Source organism: Sphaerochaeta globosa str. Buddy (assembly GCF_000190435.1).
Taxonomy (GTDB): Bacteria; Spirochaetota; Spirochaetia; order Sphaerochaetales; family Sphaerochaetaceae; genus Sphaerochaeta; species Sphaerochaeta globosa.
The window spans coordinates 2,087,822-2,108,758 of sequence record NC_015152.1 but is presented as its reverse complement, the minus strand read 5'-3'; the positions used below and the strand labels follow the sequence as shown (position 1 = coordinate 2,108,758).

The following is a 20,937-nucleotide window of genomic DNA, read 5'->3' as shown; positions in this document are numbered from 1 at the left end:
TATGAGTGCTGATTCCAGTCTGACCCGAAACTTTTGCATTATTGCGCATATCGATCATGGTAAGTCCACCCTTGCCGATCGATTTATTGATATGGCCCATATAAATTTTTCCCGGGGTCCTGCCCAAGCCCAAATGCTTGATAACATGGATATTGAACGGGAACGTGGCATTACCATCAAGAGTCAGGCAGTAACGATTCCCTATACTGCCAAGGATGGGAAAGTATACCAGTTGAACTTGGTCGACACTCCGGGCCACGTGGACTTCTCCTACGAAGTGTCGCGGGCTATCAGCTCTTGCGAAGGTGCTTTGCTGCTCATTGATGCTACCCAGGGAGTTGAGGCTCAGACTTTGGCCAATCTTTATATGGCAATGGAACATAATCTGACGATTATTCCGGTCATTAATAAAGTTGACCTGGCTTCTGCCGATATTGAAGCTTGCCTGCACCAGATCGATCACGACCTTGGATTGGATAGCTCCTTGGCGGTACAAGTCAGTGCCAAAACCGGTTTCGGTGTGGATGCCTTGTTTGAGGCGATTGTGAAGCAGATCCAGCATCCCGAAGGCAAGGATGCCTTTCCTTTGCAGGCTCTCATTTTTGACTCGCATTACGATGCCTACCGCGGCGTCATCGTTCATTGCCGTGTCTTCGACGGGGTCTTGAAAGTAGGTGATGAAATTCAGTTCATGAATACCGGGGGCGTCTATAAGGTTGAGGAAGCTGGAATATTCCAGCTTGAGCTCATTAAGACGGGAGAGCTGCATGCCGGTGATGTCGGCTATGTAATTACCGGTGTCAAAACCATCAGTGATGTACGCGTCGGTGATACGATTACCTCCACCAACCGACCTGCAAAAAAGCCGCTTCCAGGTTTTATGGATGTGAAGCCGGTAGTCTACAGTTCCATCTATCCTGTTGATACCAATGATTATGAGGAACTGGTCAGTGCCATTGAAAAGCTGAAACTCAACGATGCTTCCCTGATTTATGAGAAGGACTCTTCTGCAGCGTTGGGATTTGGTTTCCGTTGCGGATTTCTCGGCATGCTCCATCTCGAGGTGATACAGGAGAGAATTGAACGTGAATTCGATCTTTCCATAGTGTTTACCAGTCCTTCGGTCAAGTATATTGTCCACTTGAAGAACGGGGAGACCATCAATATCGACAATCCTTTGGAATATCCTGACCCGATGCGGGTTGAGTACGCCGAGGAACCCTATATCCAGGCTAATGTAATTACGCCGACCCAGTATGTAGGGCCGATCATCAACTTATGCATGGAAAAACGCGGGACACAGACAGGTATGAACTACTTGGATGAAAAGCGGGTTGAACTGATTTATGAAATGCCGCTTGCCGAGGTTCTGTTTGAGTTCTATGACCGCTTGAAGTCCATCAGCCGAGGCTATGCTTCATTCGATTATCAGGTCATCGCTTACAAGCGGACCGACTTGGTCAGATTGGATATTTTGGTAAATGGTGAACCGGTTGATGCTTTGAGTCAATTGGTTTTCCGAGGAAACAGCCAGAACCGTGGAAGACAGGTTTGCGAACGACTCAGGGGTGAGATTCCCCGTCAGCAGTATAAGATTGCCATTCAGGCAGCCATTGGTGGAACTATTGTCAGCCGCGAGACAATTACCGCTTTCCGCAAGGACGTCACTGCAAAGTGTTATGGTGGTGATATCAGCAGAAAGCGAAAGCTTTTGGAAAAACAGAAGGAAGGAAAGAAGCGCATGAAGATGGTGGGAAATGTTGAAATTCCCCAGAGTGCTTTCTTGGCCGTTCTCAAGAGTGATGACGATTCCAAGTAATCCGCCAATCCCAATTGTTCTTTGTTGCCCCCTCAAGCCGAGGGGGTGTATACTCTCAAAAAATGAATTGTAGAGGGGAGTAGCCTATGTTAACCAAACGCTCGGTTGCCACTACCGCTGAAGGCGATGATATCTATTTGATTACCCTTACTCAAGGACCGTATTCTGCTGAGATTCTAAGCCTTGGGGCCAATCTGAAAACCTTGAAGACTCCTGACCGTAGGGGTGAGATTCGAGATATTGTCCTTGGGTTTGATAATCCCTTGGACAACCTTACATCGACAACCTACTTTGGTCAGGTTGTTGGTCGCTTTGCCAATAGAATTGCCAAAGCCACATTCAGTTTGGAAGGTAAGACCTACACGCTGGATACGAATGATGGAAAGAACAATCTTCATAGTGGCAGCAGCAACTGGGGTTGGCGCAATTGGCTGGTGGAGACGTTTGATTGGAATGGGGATCCTGGTGTGGTGTTGAGCCTTTTCAGCCCCTCCGGTGAAGGTGGTTTTCCTCATTCTGTTACCTGTACAGTCTCGTATGTACTGAAGAGCAATGGTGATTTGCGTATAGACTATGAAGCAACCGCCTCCGGCCCGACTCCGATCAATTTGACTAATCACAGTTATTTTAATCTTGGGGGCGCAGGCAGTGGTACTATTTTGGGCCACGAAGTACAGCTCGCCTGCGACCGGTATCTTGAGGTGGACTCCGCATTAATTCCGACAGGAAAGATTCTTGATGTCCAGGGGACGGCCTTTGATTTCACGAAGAGAAAGAGTATTGGAAGGGATATCGAGCAAGCCGGCGGATATGACCATTGTTTCATTCTTTCCCGAAGCTCCGAGAAACTTGTTGAATTTGCTTCGGTTTATGAACCGGATAGTGGCCGTACCATGAAAATCAGTACAACTATGCCGGCTGTACAAATGTATTCGGGAAACTTCCTCAAGGCGAAGGAAATCGGTAAGGGAAAGGTTGCCTATCCGAAGCATGGAGGGGTATGTTTTGAAACCCAGTACTATCCGGATAGTCCGAATCATAGTGAATTCCCCTCTTGCATTTTTAGCAAGGAACGAAGTTTCAAGCATACAACTGTCTTTAGTTTTGGGTGTAAATAGGCCAGGTGCCTGTCCCGCATAGAGTAATAAGGTAGGGGAGTGAGCAGTGAAAGAGGTTAAGATCATTGGGATTACCGGAGGGTCCGGCTCAGGCAAATCAACCATTGTGCGCAAGATTGGTGAAGTTTGTTCTGATTTTGTGTTTATCCCGCAGGACAATTACTACCGGTCCGCTACCTTCATCAGCAATGAAAATATTACAGCGTTCAATTTTGACCACCCGGATGCCTTTGATATGGAACTTTTATATGAACATCTCAAGGCTCTAAAAGAGGGTAAGAGCATTGAAATGCCGCAATATGATTTTGTGCACCATCGACGCAAGGATGAAACGGTAAACGTACAGCCAAAACCTTTGGTCATCATAGAGGGTTTGATGGTTCTGTATGACAAGCAGGTCAGGGACCTGCTTGATCTAAAACTCTATGTTGATACTCCTGACGATATCCGCTTCATTCGTCGTCTTAAGCGTGATATCGCCGAACGAGGAAGAACGGTGGACAGTGTGTGCAACCAGTATTTGGAAGTAGTAAGGCCGGGGCACTTCAATTTCATCGAGCCTACCAAAGTATTCGCTGACCTGATTATTCCTGAAGGCGGGTACAATGAAAATGCTTTGTCGGTGCTGATTCCGTTTGTCAAGGAACTGTCTCGTTGATTATCGTTTTCTGAAAAGTGTGAAGCCATCGCGGATGGCTTTCCAGGACCAGGTTTCAGGAACTTGATCGTCCCCACTGTAGTACCAGCGGCTGCAGCGAAGAATTCGGGCGAACCCCATGATAAAGCCTTTGGCTATGCCATGTTTGAGTACTGAATCTACCATATAGCTGGAACAGGTTGGGTGGTAGAGACAACTACCGCCAAAAAAGGGGGAGAGTATTCCCTTGTAGAGGTATACTGGTATGAGAAATAGTTGCCTAAGCAACTTTACTGGTTTTTTCATAAGAACATTCTATGTTTGGATTGTCAAAGTTGCAACATATGGATAAAATAGATAGGTAGGGATTTGACTTGACAAGTGAGAATCGCTATAGTAACCAAGAATTGAGCAAATTGTATGGAGGGATAGGTATATGGCAGGTAACGTATCAAAGAACGCTCGCCGTGAAGGTGCAAAAGTTATATTGAGCCGCTGGGGTGGCCCGATCAAGATGAAGGCAGTATTTGAGAATGGTAAACTTCGTCACGTGGCTTATTGTGAGAAATCCGGGAATACCGCTCGCAAGCCAAAAGACTTGATGTAAGGATTTCTTTATATCGAATTGTAACCATAAGCCTGTGAATTTTTTAATCACAGGCTTCTTTTTTCTTCAAATTAGGGCTTAAATCACCATTTTTCGCGTATTTTTGATGTATCCGATTCTAGCAGTGTGTGTTATAGTGTTGTTGAGTACGTATACAACGACACATGAGAACGTCATGAGGAGGAAACACGTGAAACGTCTTTCAAGAACAATTATGACAGCAATGCTGGTAGCTTTGTTGGCTTTTTCCCTTGTAGGCTGTAAGAGCACCGCAAAGGTTGAACCAATACCCCCAGCTCCTGTTGTAGAAACTGCTCCCGAGCCAGTGGCTCCCGTAGCACCCGTTCCTGAGCCCGCCCCTGCACCGGTAGCCCCGGCCCCTGCTCCCGTAGCACCCGCCCCGGCCCCTGCCCCGGCTCCGGCCCCTGTAGTAGCTGAGCCCGTAGAGATCGAGCTTCCCTACGGAGTGAAGGAAATTGTAAAGAATGATGACGGAGCGAAAGCATTCGATCTGTTCATCGTGCATACGAACGACCTGAACGGCAACATCTATGCCGAGAACGGTGGACTGGGACTGGCAAAGTTCTCAACCGCCCTGAAGGCCGGACGTGCGATCTCCGACAACTGGCTGCTTCTGAACAGCGGCAATGTCGGTGAGGTACCCGCTCAGGCAGCAATGCTGGCGGCCGAAGTCGTTGACGAGCTTGGCTACGATGCCTACACCCCGCAGGCAATACAGCTGGCTACCGGCATCGCCGGAACGAAGAAGGCCATCCCGTTGAGTGCAAACGCCCTCGATGCGAACGGTTACCTGGTTGCCCAGCCCTATCAGATCTATGACTTCAACGGATTCAAGGTTGGCGTAGCCGGCCTGGTAGCCCCGAAGCCGATCCAGGGCGTAAGCTTCACCAGCGACATCATTCTGGACAGTGCCCAGTATGCAGTCGACCTTGCCAAGGGTTATGTTGACTACCTGGTAATTCTGAGCGATTTGGGCGATGAAGGCCTGATCACCAGTGAGATGGTAGCCCAGAACATTGACGGCATCGATTTGATTGTTGACGGTAATGGTTCTGCGAAGGCGAAGACCGTGAACGGCACCCTGATCGTCAGGGCTGACGAACAACTGAAGAGCGTTGGTGCTGTGCAGTTGAGCGTAGTCAATGGCGAAGTGAAGGCTGTCTATCCGATGCTGCTTCCTGTAGCCGACGTTCTCGAGCCTGCCAAGAGTGCAATTGCCAAGACCTATGAGCCGTTTGCCAGAGCGATGGGATACACGCTGATGGTAACCGTGCCCGAGGATCCGGCCATTGTTGCGAAGATTGGTGCGACCCCGGTAAAGAAGGCAGCAGTGCCTGCTCCGGCTCCTGCACCGGCCCCCGCTCCGGCTCCTGCTCCCGTAGCACCCGCCCCGGCTCCCGCCCCTGTAGTAGCAGCCCCGAAAGCTGTTGAATATCCGCTTGGTGTTACCGAAATCGTGAAGAACGATGCAGGTACAGCAGAGTTTGATCTGTTCATCGTCCACTCCAACGACGTGCATGCACGTATCGTTCCTGCTGACGGTGGCATGGGTTATTCCAAGCTGTCAACCATGCTCAAGATGGGACGTGCTCTCACCGACAACATTCTCGTACTTGATGCTGGCGACGTAACTCACGGAACCAATCTTGCGAACATGTTTGAAGGCGAGACCGTAGGAGTCCTGCTTGACACACTCGGTTATGATGCAGTTGCTCCAGGCAACCACGACTTCAACTATGGCGCTGATCGTCTTATTGAAGCTGCAAAGTTTGCTGAAGAGTATACTGACCTCAAGGTCCTGTCCGCCAACGTATTGGATGAGAATGGCTATCTGCTGTTCCAGCCCTACCAGGTGTACAACTTCAACGGATTTAAGATTGCTGTTGTTGGTTTGACCACTCCTGATACCGCCACCAAGACCCATCCGAAGAATGTCGAAGGCATCACTTTTGCCAACGAAGAAATCTTTGAGATTGGCCAGATGGCAATCGATATGGCAAAACAGTATGTTGATTACATCATCGTACTCGGCCACATTGGTATGGATCCTGATGGAGCTTCCGGTCTCACCACCGATAAGATTGTCAGCAAAATCAAGGGTATCGACCTCTTCGTTGATGGTCACAGTCACACCTTGCTCAAAGAGGGCATGAAGATTGGTGATACTCTGGTTGTTCAGACTGGCGATTATTTGAAGAATCTTGGACTGGTACAGTTGCATGTTAAGAACGGTAAGGTAACCGCTACCTATCCGATGCTGATTCCTGCAGCCGATGTCCTGAATGCAAAGGATTCCGCCCTTGCCAAGCAGTACGGCATTTCTGATATCCCCAACGATCCTCAGGTCGATGAGTATGTCGGTTATATGTCTGCACAGCTGAGCGAGAAGCTGAACACTCTTGTTGCTACACTGCCTGAGAACTTGGATGGTGAACGTGCAAACGTCCGCACCAAGGCGACCAACCTTTCCAAGTTGATCACCATGGCAATGACTGCAGAGAGTGGTGCTGACTTCACCATTACCAATGGTGGTGGTATCCGCGCATCTCTGAAAGCTGGAAACGTGACGATGGGCGATGTCATTAACGTACTACCGTTCACCAACATCATTACTGTTGTTGAAGTGAAGGGTTCGGACGTCTATGCAGCTCTCGAGCATGGCTACAGCAAGCTCCCCGAACAGAATGGTGCATTCTCCCAGACTGATTTGCAGGTTGTTTACAACCGCTTTGCAGCCCCTGGCAAGCGCATCCTTCGTGTCCTTCTCAATGGCAAGGCCATCGATCGTAATGCTACCTATAAGGTTGCTACCAACGACTTCATGGCTGCCGGCGGTGATGGATACACCATGTTCGGTAAGGTTCTTACTGAAGGTTCCCTGTTGAGCGATGTGTTCATCGAGTTCCTGAAGAAGAGCTACCCTGTGAAGTAATTCACGCTACTATGATCTATCAGACGGCTACCTTCGGGTAGCCGTTCTTGTCACTGAATGAGGACCTTGCTTTGTTGAATTTTCTGGTGATTATACTGGAAACTGCTTGACATAAAAAATGGTATCGGGTAATGTACCAATCGTTCGAAACGATATTCGCCTGTAGCTCAGTCGGTAGAGCAGGTGGCTGTTAACCACCCTGTCGGGGGTTCAAATCCCTCCGGGCGAGCAAGATGAAAGACAATCCTACGGGGTTGTCTTTCTTTATATGGCTGGGAGAATGCAAAAAAACGGCAGGAAATCCTGCCGTTTGAACTATGGTAATTACTCGAGCGAACTATGCTTTCATTCTTTTCTGATTGGCTTCATACACCTTCCAGGTAGTCTCCAATATTGTCTGTGCCGAAGAATGTTCTGCTTTCCATCCAAGCGTCTTGTAAGCCATCTTGGAGGAAGCAACCAACTTTGCCGGGTCTCCTGGGCGTCGATCGACATATTGTGCCTGGATGGGCTTATTCGTGATGCTTCTTGCGGTATCGAGAATCTGCTGTACACTCAGCCCTTCCTCTGAACCAAGGTTGACTATCAGATTGCCCTTACCTGCAAGCAGGTAATCGGCTGCGAGGACATGTCCTTTGGCAAGATCGGTAACATGGACATAGTCTCTGACTCCTGTGCCATCTACCGTGTCGTAGTCATTACCAAAGACTAATAGGTTGGGACGTATACCCATGGCAACTTCCATGACTACCGGAATAAGGTTGGCCGGATTATTCTCAAGTCCGAGCATTCTTCCCTTTTCATCATACCCGGCGGCATTGAAGTATCGAAGGGATACATACTCAAATTCCTTAAGCTGTGCGTACCACTTCAGATTCTCTTCGATGCATAGTTTGGTATAGCCATAGTAATTGGTGGGATTCTTGGGATGGTTCTCATCAACCGGAAGATATGCCGGCTCCCCGTAGACTGCTGCGGAGGAGGAGAGAATAAAGCGTTTCACTCCTGCTTTGATACAACCTGTGATCAGGTTGAGCGAGCCGGCTATATTGTTCTCAGAATATTTGATCGGTTTGATCATCGACTCGCCGGCGGCTTTGAAAGCTGCCATATGGATTACTACATCCCAGCCAAGTGAGAGCACTTCTAAAACCCTGGCTTTATCACGGATGTCTCCTTCATAGAAAAGAGCTTCTGGATGAACATTGCTTTTCAGGCCGGATGAAAGGTTGTCAAAAATACCTACCGTATCATTTCGGTCAATAAATTCCAAAGCTACATGGGTACCAATATAACCGGCACCACCGAACAAGAGTACTTTCATATGACGCTCCTAGGCTAGTTGAATTGTTTGATGATGCTAGAGAGCGCTTTAGTGCGCTCTTGCAACTCTGCCGCATTCTTCGCTTCTACAACCAATCGCAGATACGGTTCTGTATTGGACTTGCGTACATTGAACCACCAGGAAGAGAATTCGATGCGATAGCCGTCAAAATCCATTACCTTGGAGGGTTTGTCATTCTCTACAAATCGTTCATAGAGTGCCGCCATCGCGCTATCCTTGTTCTCAAGCTTGAAGTTGATTTCTCCGCTATTGGCATAGGCGATGATTGAATCGATGAAAGAGCTGATGCTCACGCCCTGTTTCTTCAACTCGCTGACAACCTGCAGGACGATCAATGAAGCGAGGAATCCGCTGTCACAGTTGAAAAAATCCCTGAAGTAATAGTGTCCGGCAAGTTCGCCGCCGAAGATGGCTCCTAGATCCCGGAGCTTGGTTTTTGCGAATGCATGTCCAACTTTCCAAATGTATACGTTTGCACCAAGCTTTGTCAGGTACTCGGTTGTCGATCGGCTGGTTCTGATATCGACCAATACATTCCCTTGTTCTTTCTTTAGGTAGTAGTACCCAAGCACTGCGGTAATATAGTCGGGCTGCAAAAATCTACCATTCTCGTCCAAGAACATGACCCGGTCGGCATCGCCATCGTAAATAACTCCAATATCGCTCTTGTTCTGCAATACTGCTTTTTCAAGATCCTTGGTATTCTCGACTTCAAGTGGATTGGGTTCATGTGCTGGGAATGTTCCGTCGAAATGGTCATACAAATAGTGGTGATGTGTTCCCAAAAGGTCCTTCACCAACAGATTTGCCATTCCATGTGAACAATCGATGGAAATGTTCAGATTGGAGGTATCGGGTACGAACTGCTCGAGGAATGCAAGATAGGGGGTTTTTGCATCCTTTGAAAGGATTCGGCCTTTAGTGGCTGCAACTTCTATTGGCTGGGTGAGCACCATTTGCTCCAACTCTTTCAGTCCGCTGTCAGAGCCTACCGGTACAGCCTTTGTCCGGCTGATTTTCAAGCCATTGTACTTTGCTGGATTGTGGCTGGCAGTGATTTGTACTGAGGCATCAACAGAAAAATGGACCGTGGAAAAGTATACCATGGGAGTTGTTGCCAAACCGATGTCATAGACATCTGAACCGCTATCGGTAATACCTTTGCACAGGTATTCAAAAATTTCCTCACTGCTGGTACGAACATCCCTGCCTACAAGAACTACCTTGCTCTTAAGAAGTTTGGGTAGGAAATACCCAATCTTATAGACGGTATCCTTGTTGAAATCTGTATTGTAGATTCCTCTGATATCGTACGCCTTGAACGCTCCCATCTATTCCTCCTTGTTGCTTTGCTGCAACTCACTCACAAACTGTTTTCGATCCATCAGTTCAAAGAAATGAACTGTACCGTTTTTTAATGTCACCATCTCAACCATCTGTCTGAACACCTTGTCAAAAATATTGGAATTCCTGATGGAAGTGGCATCGCGTCTTCCTTGGATGACTTTTAACGCCAATGTTTTTGGGATTGGTCTCGAATCTATAACCTCTTCAAGAGAAAATGAACCCTCATATTTAATGAAAGGTCCTTTTGGTTTTTTAGGTTTAATAGAAATGCCGAACAGTGTTGGATTTCGTTCAAAATCTTCAAAGTGGAAAGAGTTTTTGCATCTATAGAAGAAAACCCCGAATTCCCTGAAGGTATCATGGTTGTTGCCATACCAAGTGGCATAGGTTTTCCATGTCAGTGGCGCTTCATGCCTTGATTCGAGTTCAAAGATAAAGGCCTGTGCATCTTCTTCCATTATTTTTATCCTTTGCTTCACTAGCTTTTTTCCATATTAGCATATACACTGCGTTGCAGAAAGAGCTACTAGGAATGTCATGGATTACACAGAGAAGGATTTTAGCAAGATTTTGAAAGGTAATGCTCTCAAAATGCGCCGTATGATGCTTAAGAGCGGTACGACTTGTATGAGAGTATATGATCGAAACCTTGAAAGGTTTCCGGTTACTGTGGATCTCTATGGTCCCTATGCAAGGGTCACCGATTACAGTGATGAGGGCTTGGATGAAGAAGAGGAGTTGATATGCTGCGATATCGTCTCCCGTATGCTTTACATTCAGGCAGACCGTGTGATTTTCCATCGTCGACCGAAACGGGTCGGCAAGGAACAACACAGCTTGCAGGGCGAAACTTCGTTGGTTTTACAAGTCACAGAGAATGAATTGTTCTTTACTGTAGATTTGACCAAGCGAATTGATACTGGCTTGTTTCTTGACCACATGCTTACCAGGATGATGGTTGAGTCGGTGAGCCAGGGTTGCAGGGTACTGAACCTATTCTCCTATACAGGAGCTTTCTCGGTCTATGCAGCCCGGGGAGGAGCCACCAGCGTTGAGTCGGTGGACTTGTCCAGTACGTATACTGCATGGGCACAAAAGAATCTTGCTGACAATGGGTATAGCACAGTAATGTATCCTTGTATTGCCGCTGATGCGTGGCAATATGTTGTTGAGGCGCTTTCGAGTGGAAAGGTGTATGACCTGATCGTATTCGATCCACCGAGTTTTTCCAACAGCAGGAAGATGGATTATGATTTTGATGTCCAAAGAGACTATCAGCGTTGGATGAAAGTGCTGAATGCACTATTGGCGAGGGAAGGAAAGCTGGTGTTCTCAACAAATCTGGGAACATTCAGGATGGACACGAAAGCAGTTCGAGGATTTGAAGTTCAAGAGATAACAACACAGGTCGTAGCCCCTGGGTTTACCCGCCGTCTCGGAACGGCGAGGACGTGGTTGCTGCAAAAGCAACAGGATGTACGGATAACTGCAGCAGATCTGCGGACCGTTGAGAAAAAAGCTGGCAATGACCAGCGTGAAGAACATGTGGATGTAGAAAGTATGAAAAAAGAAAAAGCATTGAAAGACATTGAAGTACAGGAAGAGAAAATTGTAGCAGAGATTGCACAAGAAGAAGCTGTACAAGAAGACGTAGTCGTAGTAGCAGAGAGTGCACAAGAAGAAATTGTACAGGAAGAAGCCGTAGTTGCCGAGAGTGTACAAGATGAAGCCGTACAGGAAGAAGAGTCCTCTGATCTTGAACAGGATACTGAAGAAGCTGCTGATGAAACCGAAGCCAATGAAGTAGAAGACGACCTTTTGACCCTTCACTGGGATGATGAAGATATTGCTCCGCTTTTTGAAGAGGACGGGGAAGCAGAACAGACTGAAGCTACCCGCTCTCCAAGAATGGATCGTGAGCGAACAGGCAATGAAGAGAGAGGCCCTCGTCATGATGACCGTCGCCCCGCGTACGGCAACCGTGATGAGAGAAGACCCTATGGTGACAGAAACGAGAGGCCGTCGTCTTTCCGTGACCGTCCCGCAGGCGACCGTCCCTCCTACGGCAATCGTGAAGAGAGAAGACCCTATGGCGACAGAAGCGAGAGGCCGTCGTCTTTCCGTGACCGTCCCGCAGGCGACCGTCCCTCCTACGGCAATCGTGAAGAGAGAAGACCCTATGGCGACAGAAGCGAGAGGCCGTCGTCTTTCCGTGACCGTCCCGCAGGCGACCGTCCCTCCTACGGTAACCGTGAAGAGAGAAGACCTTACGGCGACAGGCCCGAACGTCCTTCGTTCCGCGACCGCGACGACCGCAAGCCTTTTGGTGATCGTCCCTCATTCCGCGACCGCCCAGCCGGCGACCGTGAAGAGAGAAGACCTTACGGCGACAGGCCCGAACGTCCTTCGTTCCGCGACCGCGACGACCGCAAGCCTTTTGGGGATCGTCCCTCGTTCCGCGACCGCCCAGCCGGCGACCGTGAAGAGAGAAGACCCTACGGCGACAGGCCCGAACGTCCTTCGTTCCGCGACCGTGACGACCGCAAGCCCTTCGGTGATCGCCCCTCATTCCGCGACCGCCCGGCCGGCGACCGTGAAGAGAGAAGACCCTACGGCGACAGGCCCGAACGTCCTTCGTTCCATGACCGCGACGACCGCAAGCCTTTTGGTGATCGTCCCTCATTCCGCGACCGCCCAGCCGGCGACCGTGAAGAGAGAAGACCCTACGGCGACAGGCCCGAACGTCCTTCGTTCCGCGACCGCGACGACCGCAAGCCCTTTGGGGATCGTCCCTCATTCCGCGACCGCCCGGCCGGCGACCGTGAAGAGAGAAGACCCTACGGCGACAGGCCCGAACGTCCTTCGTTCCATGACCGCGACGACCGCAAGCCCTTTGGTGATCGTCCCTCATTCCGCGACCGCCCAGCCGGCGACCGTGAAGAGAGAAGACCCTACGGCGACAGGCCCGAACGTCCTGCATTCCGCAGAAGCGAAGATCGTCCTGCATTCTCAGCACCACGTGATGAGATAGGAGCAGATGCAAGAGTGAAGCGTGAACGTAAATCTTCCCCCAAACCCTATGGTTTTGACAAGTTCCGTGAAACCAAGACACGGGGAGAGAACGAGAATGATTCATTCTTCTGGCTCGATGAAGATGGGAAAAACAAAGATAAGTAAGTGATTCCTGTTGTACAGGAAGCCCCAGGTTTACCTGGGGTTTCTTGTTGGGTGCCCGGTTTTTCCAGTATCTTGTTGACACTGTGTTTAGCTTGGACTATCATAATTATTGAGATTCAATATCATTTAGGAAATTCCATGAAAGAGAAGCGACAGACAATACAGAAGGGACTGGTATGGGACGCAGTTACTACTGCAACCAATCATCCTAATGCTGAACAAATTTACGAGAACATTGTGCTGAAGCATCCTTCCATCAGTCGAGCGACGGTATATCGCAATTTGAATATGCTGGTTGATGAAGGAAAGGTAAAACGTATCCGTGTTCTTGGTGGCCCTGACCATTTCGACCGTACATTGGGAAATCATTACCATATCCAATGCACTGATTGTAAGCAGGTGAGTGACATTGAGATGTTTGACGATATCAACCTTTGCGCAAAGAATGTTGAAACCTTTGGATATGTCCTTGAATCTTACGAGATAGTGTTCAACGGGGTTTGCCCCGATTGCCAAAAAAAGCATGCTGCCGAAAAGCAGTGAAGGAGTAAGGTATGGAATTGAAAGGATCAAAGACGGAAGCCAATCTGAATACTGCGTTTGCAGGTGAATCCATGGCACGCAACAAGTACACGTATTACGCTTCCCAGGCCAAGAAGGAAGGGTATGTTCAGATCGCCAATCTGTTTGAGGAAACTGCTGCCAATGAAAAGGAACACGCCAAGATTTGGTACAAGCTCCTGCAGGAAGGTGGAGAGATTCATACTACCGCTACTAACCTGAAGGATGCTGCCGCCGGCGAGCACTATGAGTGGACCGAAATGTATTCCGGTTTTGCCAAGATTGCCCGCGAGGAAGGATTCAATAAGATTGCAACCCTCTTTGAGATGGTCGCAGCGATTGAGAAGCATCATGAGCAGCGCTATCTTGACTTGTTGAAGAATGTCGAAGGTTCGTTGGTCTTCAGTCGTGAGGGAGACCAGATGTGGAAGTGCTCCAACTGTGGTCATATCGTCATTGGCAAGAAAGCCCCTGCAATATGTGCTGTTTGCGCCCATCCCCAAGCATATTTCGAGATTGTTGCCAAGAATTACTAAGCGAAATCAGTGTAGCGCTAGAGAGGCAGGCCATCGGCCTGCCTATTTTTTAGCTTTCGAATTTCATGAAGCGGCTTGGATTGGTTGAAACCATCGCATGCACCTCATCATCGGACAGTGGCGATTGCTCAAACATCCGATAGTAGGAGGTATAACTTTCCACTTTCATCAGATTGACTGAAAAATCGGAACCGAAAAGCGAACGGCAAAGAATAGTCTGCCGTTTTTCTTCATCCAATGAATTCAAATAGTTGGTAAACAAAGCATAGAAGTCCCCATTGGTTCCGCTGAAAGAGACATCGGCATAGATGTTTGGATAGAGCTGCATCAGCTCGATAATCTCATAGAACCATGTTGAGTCGGGGATTTTGCTGGTCAGACCAGAAAACATAGTAAGGGGATTCTTCTGCAGCGGAGTATATTGCCAGCCATAATGGGCAAAGTCAATCCTAAGCATCGGAAAGCGGGCCAGAACCGGCTTGTAGGCCGATGGTGCAGTGTACTTCCAGGCTTCCTTGGCTGGAACTCCTCGAAAGCCTTGGTCATCACAATGCGTCATGATCGGGATGCCGTATTGGTTGCAGAAATCATAGATATACAGGACTTTCTCCCTCTCCATCTCATCGGTCGGCCAAGGATCATATCCTAGGGGCGGATAGAACTTGATGCCATAGAATTGCTTGGTTTGTTTTTTCTTTCCATCCGTAGTCACATAGGTTTCCAATAACTCCTTGATGAAATCGAGGGAGTGCACCGGAGGATTGATTCCGAGGAACGGAAAAAACTCAAACAGTCCATCAGGCTTTTCCTTACGATAATAAGCAAATCCTTGAAGCGTATCTTGTACATAGTCGAGGATTTTTTGTTCATTGGGAGTGGGGTAATAGAGATTTTCCTTGCGGATTTGGTTGCTGGAGAAATCCATCAGAAGCGGGCACATAGCCAGTTTATCGTAGGTTCTCCCACGCATATGCATTTTCCCGTCCCTGATATAGGGAAGCTCGGGTCTGGGCGCTCCTTCTTCATGTGATGCAAACACGCCTTGTAAGTCATCTTCCATCATCACCAAGGTTTGGCCGATGGTCTGCTCGAAGGTGGTAAGTGTATTGGTCAATCGGTTGAGGAGTATCGGGCCTTTACGATTCTTGGTTGTGAGAATGTAGCTGGGGGAGAGTGCTCCGCTGGTGATGAGATCGGGAATGCCGGACTCCAGCGAAGAGAAGAAACTGATGAGATTCGGATGGGAAATGTGCATGACATGGAAGTGCTGGTCGAAGAAATAGTTCATTATTCTCTCCCCTGCAAGCAGGGGGACGTACATCGTCCCCCTCAACGCAAATATTACATACCCATTTTCTGTTTGAGCTTGGCCCAGGAATCCTTAAGCGTAACGGTTCGGTTGAAAACCAGGCCTTCGCTATGGTTGTCCTTGCAGAAATACCCGTTTCTAATAAATTGCAGGTAATCGCCGACTTTGGCATTGAGTATCTCAGGTTCAGCCTTTGCGTCGGTGACAATTTTCAAGGAATCGGGATTCAAGTCATCCAGATAGTTGCCGCTCGCTTCACCAGGATACTCGGTCATGAAGAGTTTGTCATACAGGCGAGTCTCGATGGTGACACCCTCTGAGGCGCTGACCCAGTGACTGGTTCCCTTCACCTTGCGATTGTCAGGGGTTGTTCCCCCCTTGGACTCAGGGTCGTAGGTGCAATGCACCTCGACAATGTTGCCCTGTTCATCCTTCACCACAGAATTGGCCGTGACATAGTATGTATATTTGAGGCGGATCTCATTGCCGATATACAGGCGATGGTAGCCCTTGGCCGGAACTTCCATGAAATCTTCCCGCTCAATATACAATTCCCGTGAGAACGGAATTGTATGAGTGGCACTATTGGGATCTTCGGGGTTGTTTACAGCCTCAAAGTACTCAACCTTGCCCTCGGGATAGTTGTCGATGACCAGTTTCAAGGGATCCAGGACAACCATCAACCGTTCTGCACGTTTGTTGAGGTCTTCACGGACGCAGAACTCCAGAAGAGAGTAATCCACCATGCTCTCTACCTTGGCAACACCGATGCGGCTGACGAAATCCTTCATCGATTCAGGGGAGTACCCACGCCTTCGGATACCGCTGATGGTAGGCATACGCGGATCGTCCCATCCGTCTACGATGCCAAGCTTCACCAGGTTGAGCAGCCTTCTCTTGCTCATCACCAAATAGTTGATGTTAAGGCGGGCGAACTCGTACTGATGGGGCGCATGCTCGATGTCGTCAATGGCTGTTGCCCAGTCGTACGCAGGACGATGGTCCTCGAACTCCAGGGTGCAGATTGAGTGGGTGATGCCTTCAATAGCATCACTGATGGGATGAGTAAAGTCGTACATCGGATAGATGCACCATGTATCCCCGGTTCGGGGGTGGGATGCAAACTTGATCCGATAGAGCACAGGGTCGCGAAGGTTGATGTTCGGGCTGGACATGTCTATCTTCGCCCTGAGAACCAACGATCCTTCTGGGTGCTTGCCCTGGTGCATCTCTTCAAAGAGCCTGAGATTTTCCTCAACGCTCCTATCCCGATACGGGCTGTTCTTGCCTCCCTCGGTCAATGTTCCTCGGTACTCCTTCATCTCCGCGAAGCTAAGGCTGTCAACAAAGGCTTTCCCTTCCTTGATCAACCGCACCGCAATTTCGTACAGCTGCGGATAGTAGTCGGAGGCATGGTACTCATACTTGCCCCAATCGAAACCGAGCCAGCGAATATCCCGCTTGATGGAATCGCTGTACTCGATATCCTCTTTCTCGGGGTTTGTGTCATCGAGGCGGAGATGGCAGCGGCCTTTGTATTTCTCAGCAAGACCGAAATTCAGGCATATCGACTTGATGTGACCGATATGCAAATACCCGTTTGGTTCCGGGGGAAAACGGGTTACTATGGTGTTGTCGGGGACCCTGTTGTTCGCAAGGTCGTCCTCAATGATTCGCTCAAGAAAATTGAGGGGTGTTTTTTCCTCAGTTCGTTCGTCCATGACAAATCCTTCCTTATGCCCTTCCAAAGGGGCTCGTTTGAAGATAGCTCATAGTAGCATAAGCGCAATGCTTGAACCAGTAGAGGTTATGCTTCTTTGGTATACTGTACTGAATGCATCCAACCCGGCATGCTTTGCTGGGTCGCATTCGAGAAATAGGGACCGAAGCTGATGGATTGTTCGGTGCCGGGGAGGTTGAAATACCCGATCCAGACTTCCTCTTTCCCTTTTTCCCTTCGATAGCCGATCGCCACTTGTGCTTCAGTTCGCTTCAGCAGCCACGTGATCTCGTCTGCTTCAAAAGCGTGTGCAAGAGAGCTTCTGCTGCGATGACCGCCAATTGAGGTATGGATCTCAATTGCTTTGCGATTGCATCCCACAGCCGCAAATGTTGTATCCAGATGGTAGACACACAAACCAGCAAATCCTCCCTCGGGGGGAACGTTCAACGCAGCCTCAAATTGAAAGGATTCGTCGCTGACTGCCAAAAGCATAGGGCCGGTTGGCAGGCACATATGTGCTTGCACTTCCAGCTTCACGTGTCGATAATCCTTCTCCCACACCAAGGGGCTGCCCATCCAGCGAAAGTCGCGCATTGTGATTCGTCTCATAATCCCAGTATAGGCAGTTTGTCTCATTTTATCCACAGACTCTTTCCGTTGTAATGAAGTTGTTGTAGTCTTATGGTATGAAGTCACCAAAAGAATACCATCTGGAACGACAACTGCTTTCCCTGCTTGAACAGGGATCTGATAGCTACACGCTCGCGCAGCTGCTCATCAGCGACCCGGAAATTGAGGCAATTCAGGAATATGCGAACAGCGTATCGATAAAGCGATTGAACTATAACGATCACGGACCGGTACATATGCGCCAAGTGGCTGTGAACGTAGTGAAAATGCTCTCCCTGCTAAAGGCTGAATCGGTACGGACATCGCTACAGCAGGAGGATGCCGGCAGCCATGAGGACAGCCTCTGTGCTCTGCTGCTTGGAGCATTCCTTCATGACCTGGGCATGAGCGTAGGCAGGAGCGAGCATGAGTTGACGGGTCTCATCATCGCGCGCCCGATCATGGACCGCTTGCTGAAAGTCTTGTTGCCTGATTCGCTCAGTCGTCGCATTGCCATCATTTCGATTGCAACTGAAGGTGTGTTGGGTCATATGGCGAATAGGAAAGTCCACTCATTGGAAGCGGGTTTGCTGCTGGTTGCCGACGGATGCGACATGGAGAAGGGCAGGGCCCGAATTCCTATGAGCATCATTACCAGTCCGAAGACCGGTGACATCCACAAGTATTCAGCAAACTCCATTGAGAAAGTAACCATCAGCAAGGGCGAAGGGGCACCGATCCTTATCGATGTGCTCATGTCCAGTGATGTTGGATTTTTCCAGATTGAGGAAGTGTTGCTGCCTAAAATTTCCATGAGCCCCGCCAGGCAGTATGTCCAGGTGTATGCGGGAGTCATCGGGCAAGAAAAGAAACGGTATTTGTAGGAGAGAATGCAATGATAGGTGTCATCGGTGAGGCTTTGGTGGATTTCATTTCCCAGAAGGCTGAAGGTTCAACGGTCAGCTTCGATTCTCATGTAGGCGGGTGCGGCTTGAATGCAGCAACAGCAGCTTCGTTGCAAGGCACTTCCGTTGGCTTTATGGGGAAGCTTTCCCAGGATATGTTCGGCAAGAGGATTTTGGAACACTTGGTTGACAACCAGGTGTTGTTCGACCCCAGTCTATGCGCTGCCCCGCAGCCGTCCTTGCTGGCATTCGCTTCATTGGATGAACAAAAGAAGGCTACCTATGCTTTCTATTGGGAAGGGTCGGCTCCGGTCACCTTGGGTAAGGAAGAACTGCTTGCGGTTCTGAGCGAACATTCCGATCTCAGGGTTGTACATATTGGGTCGCTTGCTTTGGCTCTCGAACCCGGTTGCCACGCAATCCTCGCTGCATTGAGGCAGTATGAACCGCGTCCCATCATATTCCTCGATCCCAATGTACGACCGGCGGTAATTGCCGATGAGAAATCCTATAAAAAGCGCATACAGGAGGCTTTTGGTCTTGCCTCCATAGTCAAGCTCAGTGATGAGGACTTGGCTTATCTCTATCCGAATACGGATGTCCGAGCACAAGCCAGAAAGCTTGCCAAGGACTACTCGATGCATGTCATCTTGACGTTGGGCAGAGAAGGAAGCATCTGGTTTACCCCTGAGGGGGGCGCAACCAGCATGCCGATTGTGGATTTGCCTGTCATCGATACCGTGGGGGCCGGGGATACCTTCAGCGGTGCATTGCTCTCCTACTTGCATGAACGGGATTGCTTTGGCTCGGATGGTCAGACTCCTTTGCTTGGAGAGCTCAACGAAAGCTTGATCAAGGATGCTCTGCGCTGGGCCACAGCCGCAAGTGCCATAAACTGTTCACGTCGTGGTTGCGACCCACCTACAAAATTGGAAGTACAGACACTGCTGTCCAGCCAATAGTTGCCTAGCGTCTCCTTTGGAAGTACACTAGGTTCATGCTTCGCAATACACGCAGTCTAGTCATCCGTATCTTGCTAGCCATTCTTATCGGGACGGCCTCGATATTTTTTGCCTTTATCCTGATTCATTGGACGAATTCCATCAGCGAGGACAAGCGCCACAAAGAACTTGCAGAAGTTCTGAAAGGGGTGGTGGAATCAGAGGGTGTTGAAGGGCTTCTGAGTATTTCAGGAGTTCCTGTTGCCAATATTTTCCATGGTGAAGATGGCTTAATTCTCTTTGAAGGTGAACAAAAAGCTTGGGTCTATAGTGCGGATGAAAAGCAAAACATCAGTGTCTATGAGAACGTAAACAAGAGTGTGGTGCACATCACCACGATTGCGGAAGCTCAGGTGAATGCATTCATGGATGTGCTACCCGCCCAAGGTACCGGAAGTGGGATTATCCTTTCCTCCGACGGCTACATCCTTACCAATGCCCATGTGGTTGAGAAGGCTGCAAGCCTGAAGGTGGGGTTGTATAACAACCGTACGTACTCAGCCAAGTTGGTCGGCATAGACAACGAGGATGATTTGGCGGTCATCAAAATCAATGTTGAAAAGGATGTTGTCCTGTATCCCATTACCTTGGGCACCAGTGAAGAACTGAAAATTGGGCAGAAAGTCATTGCCATCGGCAACCCCTTCGGCTATGACCGTACAATGACCGTCGGTGTGGTAAGCGGCCTGAATAGACCTGTGCGTACCAGCGACGGCAAGATTATCATGAACGCCATCCAGACCGATGCCTCGATCAATCCTGGAAACAGTGGTGGTCCTTTGCTCAACGGCCGCGGTGAGGTGATCGGTATCAATAGTACCATCTATTCCACTACCGGAAGCTCCCAGGGCATGAACTTTGCCATTCCTATCGATACGGCCATCGCCGTGATCCCCGATCTGATAAAATTGGGCAAGGTAAGTCGTGGTTGGCTTGACTTGGCGGCAGTGCAGCTATCGCCCCAGTTGGTTGCGTATGCAAAGCTTTCAGTTGATAAAGGTGTATTGGTCAGCCAAGTGGTGAATGGGGGTTTTGCCGACAAGGCAGGAATAAAGGGTGGGGCGCAGATGGTCCAGTACGGTTCAAGTGTGATATACCTCGGTGGTGACATCATTACCGGTGTAAACGGTGAAGTGGTCGAGGACCTCAACGATCTCTATCTCGCTTTACTGCCGCTGAGAAGCGGACAGAAGGCACGGGTGACGGTGAATCGCAAAGGTGAGACCAAACAGATGGATGTAGAGCTCATCGAACGAACGGCGCAGCATGTAAGCGCATTGGTACGATAAT

Annotated in this window: 18 protein-coding genes and 1 tRNA gene; 12 read left to right on the top strand and 7 right to left on the bottom strand. The window is 49.1% G+C overall.

Going from position 1 to position 20,937, the window contains the following annotated elements:
• Window position 1 precedes the first annotated feature (1 nt).
• The 3 genes from lepA (at window position 2) to udk (ending at window position 3,595) form a co-directional block, all read left to right on the top strand.
• Window positions 2-1,819: a translation elongation factor 4 gene (lepA, locus tag SPIBUDDY_RS09830; protein WP_013607605.1), complete on the top strand. Its 1,818-nt coding sequence runs from the start codon at window positions 2-4 to the stop codon at window positions 1,817-1,819.
• Between the two features lie 86 nt (window positions 1,820-1,905).
• Window positions 1,906-2,937 (top strand): aldose epimerase family protein, encoded by a 1,032-nt coding sequence (locus SPIBUDDY_RS09825; protein WP_013607604.1) that lies wholly within the window; start codon window positions 1,906-1,908, stop codon window positions 2,935-2,937.
• A 46-nt stretch (window positions 2,938-2,983) separates the two neighbouring features.
• Window positions 2,984-3,595 (top strand): uridine kinase, encoded by a 612-nt coding sequence (gene udk, locus SPIBUDDY_RS09820; RefSeq protein WP_013607603.1) that lies wholly within the window; start codon window positions 2,984-2,986, stop codon window positions 3,593-3,595.
• On the opposite strand, the gene yidD is transcribed toward udk, so the two are convergent.
• Window positions 3,596-3,880 (bottom strand): membrane protein insertion efficiency factor YidD, encoded by a 285-nt coding sequence (yidD, locus tag SPIBUDDY_RS09815; RefSeq protein ID WP_013607602.1) that lies wholly within the window; start codon window positions 3,878-3,880, stop codon window positions 3,596-3,598.
• A gap of 130 nt (window positions 3,881-4,010) precedes the next feature.
• Between yidD and SPIBUDDY_RS16180 the strand changes: the two genes are divergently transcribed.
• The 3 genes from SPIBUDDY_RS16180 (at window position 4,011) to SPIBUDDY_RS09805 (ending at window position 7,363) form a co-directional block, all read left to right on the top strand.
• Window positions 4,011-4,181, top strand: coding sequence for a hypothetical protein (locus tag SPIBUDDY_RS16180; RefSeq protein ID WP_013607601.1), 171 nt, complete (start codon window positions 4,011-4,013; stop codon window positions 4,179-4,181).
• A 190-nt stretch (window positions 4,182-4,371) separates the two neighbouring features.
• A complete protein-coding gene (locus tag SPIBUDDY_RS09810; protein WP_013607600.1) occupies window positions 4,372-7,134 on the top strand; it encodes a 5'-nucleotidase C-terminal domain-containing protein in 2,763 nt (920 codons plus the stop codon).
• A gap of 156 nt (window positions 7,135-7,290) precedes the next feature.
• Window positions 7,291-7,363: transfer RNA gene (locus tag SPIBUDDY_RS09805), tRNA-Asn, on the top strand.
• A gap of 108 nt (window positions 7,364-7,471) precedes the next feature.
• Here SPIBUDDY_RS09805 and galE read toward each other — a convergent pair.
• From galE to SPIBUDDY_RS09790, 3 genes are read right to left on the bottom strand one after another with little or no spacing between them, the layout of a single operon-like run.
• On the bottom strand, window positions 7,472-8,458 hold the full coding sequence (galE, locus tag SPIBUDDY_RS09800) for a UDP-glucose 4-epimerase GalE (protein WP_013607599.1): 987 nt from the start codon (window positions 8,456-8,458) through the stop codon (window positions 7,472-7,474).
• A gap of 14 nt (window positions 8,459-8,472) precedes the next feature.
• Window positions 8,473-9,810, bottom strand: a complete 1,338-nt coding sequence (locus SPIBUDDY_RS09795; RefSeq protein WP_013607598.1) for a phosphomannomutase/phosphoglucomutase — start codon at window positions 9,808-9,810, stop codon at window positions 8,473-8,475.
• Window positions 9,811-10,284, bottom strand: coding sequence for a hypothetical protein (locus SPIBUDDY_RS09790; protein ID WP_013607597.1), 474 nt, complete (start codon window positions 10,282-10,284; stop codon window positions 9,811-9,813).
• Window positions 10,285-10,453: 169 nt separating this feature from the next.
• Between SPIBUDDY_RS09790 and SPIBUDDY_RS15720 the strand changes: the two genes are divergently transcribed.
• From SPIBUDDY_RS15720 to rbr, 3 genes are all read left to right on the top strand, one after another.
• A complete protein-coding gene (locus SPIBUDDY_RS15720; protein WP_172634194.1) occupies window positions 10,454-13,003 on the top strand; it encodes a class I SAM-dependent methyltransferase in 2,550 nt (849 codons plus the stop codon).
• Between the two features lie 138 nt (window positions 13,004-13,141).
• The gene (locus tag SPIBUDDY_RS09775) at window positions 13,142-13,546 is read left to right on the top strand and encodes a Fur family transcriptional regulator (RefSeq protein WP_013607595.1); all 405 of its coding nucleotides are present in this window, start codon (window positions 13,142-13,144) and stop codon (window positions 13,544-13,546) included.
• 11 nt (window positions 13,547-13,557) lie between these two features.
• Complete coding sequence (gene rbr / locus SPIBUDDY_RS09770) at window positions 13,558-14,100, top strand: rubrerythrin (RefSeq protein ID WP_013607594.1); 543 nt, start codon at window positions 13,558-13,560, stop codon at window positions 14,098-14,100.
• A 49-nt stretch (window positions 14,101-14,149) separates the two neighbouring features.
• Here the strand turns inward: rbr and SPIBUDDY_RS09765 are convergent, their stop codons facing one another.
• The 3 genes from SPIBUDDY_RS09765 to SPIBUDDY_RS09755 form a co-directional block, all read right to left on the bottom strand.
• Window positions 14,150-15,388: an amidohydrolase family protein gene (locus SPIBUDDY_RS09765; RefSeq protein ID WP_155816094.1), complete on the bottom strand. Its 1,239-nt coding sequence runs from the start codon at window positions 15,386-15,388 to the stop codon at window positions 14,150-14,152.
• A gap of 53 nt (window positions 15,389-15,441) precedes the next feature.
• Window positions 15,442-17,130, bottom strand: coding sequence for a glutamine--tRNA ligase/YqeY domain fusion protein (locus SPIBUDDY_RS09760; protein WP_013607592.1), 1,689 nt, complete (start codon window positions 17,128-17,130; stop codon window positions 15,442-15,444).
• Between the two features lie 86 nt (window positions 17,131-17,216).
• Window positions 17,217-17,741 (bottom strand): hypothetical protein, encoded by a 525-nt coding sequence (locus SPIBUDDY_RS09755; RefSeq protein WP_155816093.1) that lies wholly within the window; start codon window positions 17,739-17,741, stop codon window positions 17,217-17,219.
• Between the two features lie 77 nt (window positions 17,742-17,818).
• Here SPIBUDDY_RS09755 and SPIBUDDY_RS09750 point away from each other — a divergent pair, with 77 nt between their 5' ends.
• Genes SPIBUDDY_RS09750 through SPIBUDDY_RS09740 form a run of 3 tightly spaced genes read left to right on the top strand, consistent with a single transcriptional unit; the run spans window position 17,819 to window position 20,936 of the window.
• Window positions 17,819-18,625: a phosphohydrolase gene (locus SPIBUDDY_RS09750; RefSeq protein ID WP_013607591.1), complete on the top strand. Its 807-nt coding sequence runs from the start codon at window positions 17,819-17,821 to the stop codon at window positions 18,623-18,625.
• An 11-nt stretch (window positions 18,626-18,636) separates the two neighbouring features.
• Window positions 18,637-19,608 (top strand): carbohydrate kinase family protein, encoded by a 972-nt coding sequence (locus SPIBUDDY_RS09745; RefSeq protein WP_013607590.1) that lies wholly within the window; start codon window positions 18,637-18,639, stop codon window positions 19,606-19,608.
• A gap of 35 nt (window positions 19,609-19,643) precedes the next feature.
• The gene (locus SPIBUDDY_RS09740; RefSeq protein ID WP_013607589.1) at window positions 19,644-20,936 is read left to right on the top strand and encodes a S1C family serine protease; all 1,293 of its coding nucleotides are present in this window, start codon (window positions 19,644-19,646) and stop codon (window positions 20,934-20,936) included.
• Window position 20,937: the final 1 nt, after the last annotated feature.